Below are 3,136 nucleotides of genomic sequence, written 5' to 3' on the forward strand. Positions count from 1 at the left end.
ATCAAGCTGTTGACAGGCATTCTCTAGCAAATCCCAAATAACATTAGATGAGTAGTCATCCAAGTTTCCTGTTGGCTCATCTGCTAGTATCAAAAATGGGTTTTTTGCCAATGCTCTAGCCACCCCCACTCTCTGTTGCTCACCACCTGAAAGCTCCATAGGGTACTTCTGCTCTTTACCACTTAGTTTGACATGGTGCAGAAGTCTCTTTGCCTGTGTCTCTTGAATCTCGTTTGAGTAACCTGCTATCCATAGTGGAAGCACCACATTTCTCTCAACCGTCCACTCATTTATCAATTTATAATCTTGAAAGACTATACCCAAATGGGTTCTCAACTCTTGAAGTTTAGATTTCTGTATCCTGCTCATATCCAATCCACCCATCAGAAGTGTACCTGAGTGTGGTTTTATATTGCCATAGAGTGCTTTTAGTAGTGTAGATTTACCAGAACCACTGGGTCCCGTGATAAAGACAAAATCCCCCTTTTTGACAGAGAATGTTGCATTTTTGATAATCTCATACTCTCTATCATAAGAGAGGGTTAGATTTTGTGCTGATATTATATTAGACACTCAACTGCTCCTTAATTTTCAAATGTGTTTTATAATTTGTTAATGTTTTTACTGGAATACTCCCAAAGTAGTAACAGATAGAATCATCTATCCATATATATTTATGTTCAGGTCTATCAAAGCTCCCAAATGCCAATTTTAACAAAATTGCACTTTCACTTACTCTATATATCCGTTCAAAGTGTATGAAATATCCATCATAGAGTATAGGTTTCTTAGAAATTCTCTCTATTAATTTATCTTTATAGAAAATTTCATCAAAATTAAAATTAAAATCTAAGACTCTCTCTTCGGATTGATGCTCTGACTTAACAAAAACATCATAGATATCTTTCTCTTGCCTTATCCATCTAGCTTCATATTTACTAGTAACCTCCAAAGAGGCATTTTTCCGTACCTCAAGAGCAGATTGAGCTACATTTTCACCAAGGAATGTATCCAGTGCATACCAAAAGTACTTATAACTATCAGTTCTAAGCTCTAGCTTTCCTCCTTTTTCCAAAACCCGCATCGACTCTTCTAAAAAAGAGGAAGATATTACTCGTCTATGGGGTTTCTTATCCCAAGGAACAGGAAAATGTACAAATATCTTATGACAAAGGTTTGAAGGTATCATCTCCAAAAGAAGCCTCGCGTCATAATTAACAACCCATATATTCTCTATCCCTTTTAGTTCAATCTGTCTTAGAACCTGTTGTGCAGAGGGTGTATGTATCTCTATACCGATAAAGAGTCTATCAGGGTTCTTCTCTGCTTGATAGAGTAGATGTTTTCCTGAACCAAATCCAACCTCTATAGATACAGATTCAAATAGATCTCTTGCAAAACTAGGAACCGATGGCTTTAGCCTCGTTATATTCGGGACTAAAGTCTCCGACTCCAAAGAGTTTTGCAAGATCTCTAATGGAAACTCAATATCTACAAAATCCTCTATCCTCTTCTCATAACTATTTCCCAAAGCTACTTTGCTCTTGTGTATGGTGATATTTGAGTTGATAATCTCTAAATCTTTAGATATATCACCAATAGCCTGTTTAACTAAATTTACCTTTAGTGGTCGAGTGACCTTATCATATTTCAAAAGCCAACTCTCTTTGGACTTTTTAATATGCAAAAGAAACTTCGTCTCATCAACCTCTACACCAATCATCTCATCCAAAGAGTACAAATCTTGGGATCTGAAGACTATTTTAGTTTGAGAGTAATCCCCCTCTTTTAGTATAGAGGTATCAAATGGTTTAACTGTAATATGTGGCATAGAACCCCTTATCTGGCTATAATGGTAACAACTTTACTTGGCTTAGAGTAACTATCATCAAAACCTACAGCTATAATCCTATACTGATGTTTACTACCAGATATAACATAAGAATCTATATACTCAACCATTATACGACTATGAATACTCTTAACCCATTTCCAGTTTTCACCATTTAGACTCTTCTCAATCTTATACATCTTCACTCGCTTGTCAGGGTGTGGTCGCCAGATTAGTTTAATAATGGTTTTAGCTTTTTGAACACCCTGAAAAAAACTAACCTCTGGCAGTGCTGGGTCAGTCTTAATATCAATTACCTTTCCATGAGCAGACTCATACCCACCTTTGATGGTTGTAAATGTATAGGTATATGCACTATTCTGCTTCAATCCACTATCTACAAAATGTGTAGCAAAAGGGCTAGATACCGTTGCAACTTTAATAAGCTGTTTAGTTGCACTCTCTTTATACTTATTTGCTTCCGTTCGATAGATATTGATACCATCTAAACCTTTTAGAGGCTTCCACTCAAAACCTACAGAGGTACTACTAGCGATAGCTTTTACACTGTTAAGCTTAGGTAGTTTAAGGTCTAACTTATGGCTAACCAAATCTTTTGTACTACATCCTGTCAGTAACAGTACTGAAATAACTGTCAATGACAGCAGGGTTAATTTTCTCATCAATCTCTCCTTGATTAAATTGCCGATAGATAAAATCTCGCATATCGGGAAAAAGGGGTGCTACAAACTCCATCCTCTTACCTGTAATAGGATGTATCAGATAGAGTTTATACGCATGTAATAGAACTCTATTTATTGTATCTTTTTTGCTCTTAAAACCATATAAAACATCTCCCAATATATGCCGTCCTAAACTGTTAAGATGGACACGAATCTGATGAGTACGCCCTGTAAAGAGTTTTACAGCTATCAACTCCACATTTGTGTCACTTTCTGCCAATTTATAAAATGCCGACTTCGCCTCTTTTCCATCGGTGACTACATCCATCTTTAGGCGATTATTACGGTTTCTACCAATTGGTCGCTCAACTATACCACTCTGTTTTAGTGGATAGTCAATAAGTGCCAGATAGTATCTCCCCATGCTCTTATCTTGCAACTGCTCACTTAGCTTCTGATGAGCCTCATTGGTCTTTGCTATAACCAAAGCACCCGTAGTCTCTTTGTCAATCCTATGCACAATCCCATGTCGCTCTTCACCTGAGATAGTAGAGAGAGAGATACCCCTGTGAATCAACCAATCAACCAGCGTCGCCTCTTTTACCGATGGTGCTGGATGAAC

4 protein-coding genes are annotated in these 3,136 nt (G+C 37.2%); all 4 read right to left on the reverse strand.

Going from position 1 to position 3,136, the window contains the following annotated elements; translation table 11 throughout:
- Window positions 1–573 (reverse strand): ATP-binding cassette domain-containing protein (locus GSY74_RS07035; protein ID WP_164664397.1); only part of this gene is annotated, 573 nt, incomplete at its 3' end.
- Complete coding sequence (gene trmB / locus GSY74_RS07040) at window positions 566–1,831, reverse strand: tRNA (guanosine(46)-N7)-methyltransferase TrmB (RefSeq protein WP_164664398.1); 1,266 nt, start codon at window positions 1,829–1,831, stop codon at window positions 566–568. The genes trmB and GSY74_RS07035, both read right to left, overlap by 8 nt.
- An 8-nt stretch (window positions 1,832–1,839) precedes the next feature.
- Complete coding sequence (locus GSY74_RS07045; RefSeq protein WP_164664399.1) at window positions 1,840–2,514, reverse strand: hypothetical protein; 675 nt, start codon at window positions 2,512–2,514, stop codon at window positions 1,840–1,842.
- Window positions 2,453–3,136 (reverse strand): RluA family pseudouridine synthase (locus GSY74_RS07050; protein ID WP_164664400.1); only part of this gene is annotated, 684 nt, incomplete at its 5' end. The genes GSY74_RS07045 and GSY74_RS07050, both read right to left, overlap by 62 nt.

Source organism: Sulfurovum sp. bin170 (genome assembly GCF_010892395.1).
In the GTDB taxonomy this organism is placed as follows: Bacteria; Campylobacterota; Campylobacteria; order Campylobacterales; family Sulfurovaceae; genus UBA1140.